Origin of the sequence: Streptomyces glaucus (genome assembly GCF_039533365.1) — a bacterium.
Lineage (GTDB): Bacteria > Actinomycetota > Actinomycetes > Streptomycetales > Streptomycetaceae > Streptomyces > Streptomyces glaucus.
This window is the reverse complement of sequence record NZ_BAAATK010000102.1, coordinates 1-4,650: the sequence shown is the minus strand read 5'-3', so window position 1 is coordinate 4,650 and position 4,650 is coordinate 1. Positions and strand designations below refer to the sequence as shown.

The 4,650-nt window shown below is 76.6% G+C and carries 3 protein-coding genes; 1 reads left to right on the top strand and 2 read right to left on the bottom strand.

Annotation, left to right across the window (positions count from 1 at the left end; genetic code table 11):
- Nucleotides 1–195 precede the first annotated feature (195 nt).
- Complete coding sequence (locus tag ABD363_RS32085; protein WP_344609984.1) at nucleotides 196–996, bottom strand: helix-turn-helix transcriptional regulator; 801 nt, start codon at nucleotides 994–996, stop codon at nucleotides 196–198.
- Between the two features lie 388 nt (nucleotides 997–1,384).
- Between ABD363_RS32085 and ABD363_RS32080 the strand changes: the two genes are divergently transcribed.
- On the top strand, nucleotides 1,385–4,117 hold the full coding sequence (locus ABD363_RS32080; RefSeq protein ID WP_344609983.1) for a SpoIIE family protein phosphatase: 2,733 nt from the start codon (nucleotides 1,385–1,387) through the stop codon (nucleotides 4,115–4,117).
- Between the two features lie 193 nt (nucleotides 4,118–4,310).
- Here ABD363_RS32080 and ABD363_RS32075 read toward each other — a convergent pair whose 3' ends face one another.
- Nucleotides 4,311–4,484, bottom strand: a complete 174-nt coding sequence (locus ABD363_RS32075; protein ID WP_344609982.1) for a CsbD family protein — start codon at nucleotides 4,482–4,484, stop codon at nucleotides 4,311–4,313.
- Nucleotides 4,485–4,650: the final 166 nt, after the last annotated feature.

The following is a 4,650-nucleotide window of genomic DNA, read 5'->3' as shown; positions in this document are numbered from 1 at the left end:
TCCCGGGGCCGCGCCCGGTGCATCCGGTGTGCGGCGACGGGCTCAAAAGGCCGTGCAGGCCCCGATGCCCGGCGCCGCGTCGCTGCCGTTCTTCATGACCGTGGACCGGAAGCCGGCCGGTGCGCCGGCGGCCGGGGAGCCGTCGCCGCCTCCGCCGGCGCCGCCCGGGTTCCCTCGAGCGTTCGTCGCGGAGGCTCAGTCCGCGGGCCGTGCCACCGGATTCGGCACCAGGCCGAGCCGCTGGGCGCGCAGCACCGTGCTCATGCGGTCGCGGGTGCCGAGCTTGCGGTACAGGTTCTCCACGTGCTTGTGCACCGTGCGCACGGAGATGCCGAGGCGGCGGCCGATGGCGTCCGCGGTGAGGGCCCGGGCGAGCAGGAGCAGCACGGTCACCTCCCGGGGCGTGAGGCCGCAGTCGGCGGCCAGCTCGTCGGGCCGGCGCCCGTCGTCCGCGGCCGCCGCCGCGGCCCGCCAGCGCACGAGCAGCTGCCGTTGCTGTTCGACGGCGTCCAGCAGCGGCTGCACGCGCCGGGCGGCGCGCACGTGGTCGTCGGTGAAGTCCGTACCGGACCGGAAGACCAGGCAGCCCAGGACCGGGCTGGCCGGCCTGGGCAGGGGGATGCCGAGCACGTGGTCCGCGCCCATGGTGCGGCTGAGCAGGCGCGCGGTCGGGCTGCCGGTCCAGCTCCGGCCCGCCGTCCGGAGGGCCGTCACCGGATGGCGGTCGGGCGTGGCGGCGTAGTGGCCGGCGAAGGGATACCCCGAGCGGAGCGCCGCCGCCGCTTCCGCGTCGGCCGGGTCGCCGGCCGAGGCCGCGGGCGGCAGGGGGACGGTACCGCCGGCGTCGTTCCAGTCGTCGAGCTTGTAGACCAGGGACTCGCCGCCGCACAGGGCCGGCAGCGCCGCGGCGACCAGCGGCCACAGGCGGCCGGGATCACGCTCGTGCAGCGCCGCCAGCGCCACCGACAGCATGGGCTCGTAGGGGTCCCCCGCCATCTCCGCCACCCTCCTCTCGTCCGCCTCCGCCGTGTCCGTACGTACTTCTACGCATAGCACTCCGCCCCGGCCCGCTCGCACCCTGGTGCCGGTACCCCACCGCCAGGACACGGCACGAACCGGTCCACGACCCCGGACAGGGACGGCATGTCTGCATCACACACCCGACGCGCCACGCGAGCGACCGCCCTCGGCAGCCCGGTCCGCGCCCGGCGGGCCCCGTCCCGCAACGGGCGGATCTGGAGCTAGTACCCCGCCGGGCGACGTCCGCCCCGTCGCGTAGCCCGGGGCGGCCCGGCGGCGGGGCGGCCGGAGGTCCGCCCGGTCCGCGGGTCGCCCCGGGCGATGCCTCTCGCCTCCGGGGGCCCGGCAGTGTAGACATGGGCACATGGTCCGACTAGTGGGTCGATCGGGAACTCGGTCACCCCGTCGTCCCAGCGGTCCGCCCGCTCACATGCGGCGGGGCGGGGACCGGTCACGGCGGGGGCCGGTCACGGGACTGCGATCGGCGCTGGCCGGACGCAGCGTCGCCGGGCAGGTGTTCCTGCTGCAGGTGGTCATCGTGCTGCTGCTGGTCGTGGCGGCGGTGGCCGCCCTGGTGCTGCAGGTGCGGCACGACAGCACGGCGGAGGCCCGCAACCGTTCCGTCGCCGTCGCCGAGGCGTTCGCCAACGCCCCCGGCACCCGCGAGGCGCTGAGCGCCCCGGACCCCTCGGCGGTGCTGCAGCCGCGCGCGGAGGCGGCCCGCGAGGCGGCGAAAGTCGACTTCGTCGTCGTCATGGACACCGACGGGGTCCGCTACACCCATCCCCTCCCCGACCGCATCGGCGAGAAGTTCGTCGGGACCATCGCCCCCGCGCTGGCCGGGCGCACCGTGACCGAGGAGATCACCGGGACCATCGGCCCGCTGGTGCAGGCCGTGGCGCCGGTCAGGGAGCCCGGCGGCCGGGTCGTGGGCCTGGTGTCGGCCGGGATCACCACGGCGAACGTGGGGGGCGCCGCGAACCAGCAGCTGCCGCTGGTGCTGGTCGCCGCGGCCGCGGGCCTGGCGCTGGCCACGGCGGGCACGGCCCTGGTCAGCAGGCGGCTGCTGCGCCAGACGCACGGTCTGGGCCCGCGCGAGATGACCCGGATGTACGAGCACCACGACGCCGTCCTGCACGCCGTGCGCGAGGGCGTGCTCATCGTCGGCGGCGAGGGCAGGCTGCTGCTCGCCAACGACGAGGCGCACCGGCTGCTCGGCCTGCCCGCCGACGCCGAGGGGCGGCACGTGTGCGACCTCGGGCTCGCCCCCGACACGGCCGAGCTGCTGGCCTCGGGGCGGATGGCCACGGACGAGGTGCACCTGGTCAAGGACCGGCTGCTGGCGGTCAACCAGCGGCCCACGGACAGCGCGGGGGGCCCGCCCGGCAGCGTCGCCACGCTGCGCGACTCCACGGAGCTGCGCGCCCTGTCCGGCCGGGCCGAGGCGGCCCGGGAACGCCTGGACATGCTGTACGACGCGGGCGTGGGCATCGGCACCAGCCTGGACGTGACCCGCACCGCCGAGGAGCTGGCGGAGCTGGCCGTGCCCCGGTTCGCGGACTTCGTGACCGTGGACCTGTTCGACGCGGTGCTCGGCGGCGGCCAGCCGGAAACGGTGACCCCGCTGCGCCGCACCGCGCTCAGCGGCATCCGCGAGGACGCCCCGCTGTACCCGGTGGGCCGGCAGATCAGGTTCGTCGAGTCCTCCCCGCAGGGCCACAGCCTGCGCACCGGCCGGCCCGTCCTCGAACCGGACCTGGCCCGGGCCCCGGGCTGGCAGGCCCAGGACCTCGAACGCTCCGCGCAGGTGGTGGAGTACGGCATCCACTCGCTGATCACCGTGCCGCTGCGGGCGGGCACGCTGGTGCTGGGCGTGGTGAGCTTCTGGCGCTCGGAGAAGGCGGCGCCGTTCGACGCGGACGAGCTGGCCCTCGCCGAGGAACTGGTCGCGCGGGCCGCGGTCTCCATCGACAACGCGCGGCGCTACACCCGCGAGCACAGCATGGCGGTGGCCCTGCAGCGCAGCCTGCTGCCCCGCAACCTGCCCGAGCAGGGCGCCCTGGACATCGCCTACCGGTACCTGCCCGCGCAGGCCGGGGTCGGCGGCGACTGGTTCGACGTGCTGCCGCTGTCCGGCGCCCGGGTCGCCCTGGTGGTCGGCGACGTCGTCGGCCACGGGCTGCACGCCGCGGCCACCATGGGGCGGCTGCGTACGGCGGTCCACAACTTCGCCGCCCTGGACCTGCCGCCCGACGAACTGCTCACGCTGCTGGACGAGCTGGTCGGCCGTATCGACCAGGACGAGGCGGCGGAGGACGGCAGCGCCCCGGTCACCGGCGCGACCTGCCTGTACGCGATCTACGACCCGGTCGAGCGGACCTGTGTGATCGCCCGGGCCGGGCATCCGCCGCCGGCCGTGGTCCGGCCCGACGGCGGCGTCGACTTCCTCGACGTGCCCGCGGGCCCCCCGCTGGGCCTGGGCGGCCTGCCGTTCGAGACGGTCGAGCTGGACCTGGCCGAGGGCAGCCGGCTCGTCCTCTACACCGACGGGCTCGTCGAGGACCGGGAGCGGGACATCGACGTCGGTCTGGAGTCGCTGCGCTCGGCGCTGGCGGGGGCCGGCGAGTCGCCCGAGGAGACCTGCCGGGCCGTGCTGGACGCCCGGCTGCCGGCCCGGCCGGGCGACGACGTCGCCCTGCTGGTCGCCCGCACCCGGGCACTCGGCCCCGACCGGGTCGCCGAGTGGCAGGTGCCGCGCGACCCGGCGGCCGTCGGCGGGGTGCGGGCCCAGGTCACCCGGCGGCTCGCCGAGTGGGGGCTGGACGAGCTGGCCTTCACGACCGAGCTGATCCTGAGCGAACTGGTCACCAACGCGATCCGGTACGGCGGGGAGCCCGTCCGGGTGCGGATGCTGCGCGACCGCAGCCTGATCTGCGAGGTGTCCGACGGCAGCAGCACCTCCCCGCACCTGCGGTACGCGGCGATGACGGACGAGGGCGGACGCGGCCTGTTCCTCGTCGCCCAGCTCGCCGAACGCTGGGGGACGCGCTACGTCCCGACGGGCAAGGTCATCTGGGCGGAGCAGCCGCTGCCGTAGGGCGGCCGGTGCGGACGCGGCCCTGGCCGGCGCCGCGGCGGAAGACCCCGGCGGGCCGGGGCGCCGCGCGGTCCCGTCCCGGGGCCGTGGGGCTGCCGGGGCCGGGCACGACGCGGGCCGCGGGAACGGCCGTACGCCGGCTCCCGCGGCCCGTGGCGCGCCCCCGTCCCCCGATGCGTCCTGTCGGTGCCTGTCAGTGGCGGAAGGTGTCCTTGCCCTTCTCCTTCGCCTGGCGCGCGTCGCCCTTGGCCTGTTCCGTGCGGCCCTCCGCCGTCATCCTCTCGTCGTCCACGGCACGGCCGGCGGCTTCCTTGGCCTTGCCCCTGGCCTGCTCCATCTTCGCCTTGGCCTTCTGGTTGCGAGCCATGGCTCCTCACCTCGCAGCGCGGGAGTTCGGCTGTCGGGTCCCCGGGTTGCCCGCCCGGCCGGCCCCAAACGCGGAAGTGCCGCGCACCCGGTCGTCCGGGACGGTCCGCCGGGGGTCCGCGGCGGCCGGCGGCGCGGGCCGGGCGGGCGGGGCGGACGCGGCGGGC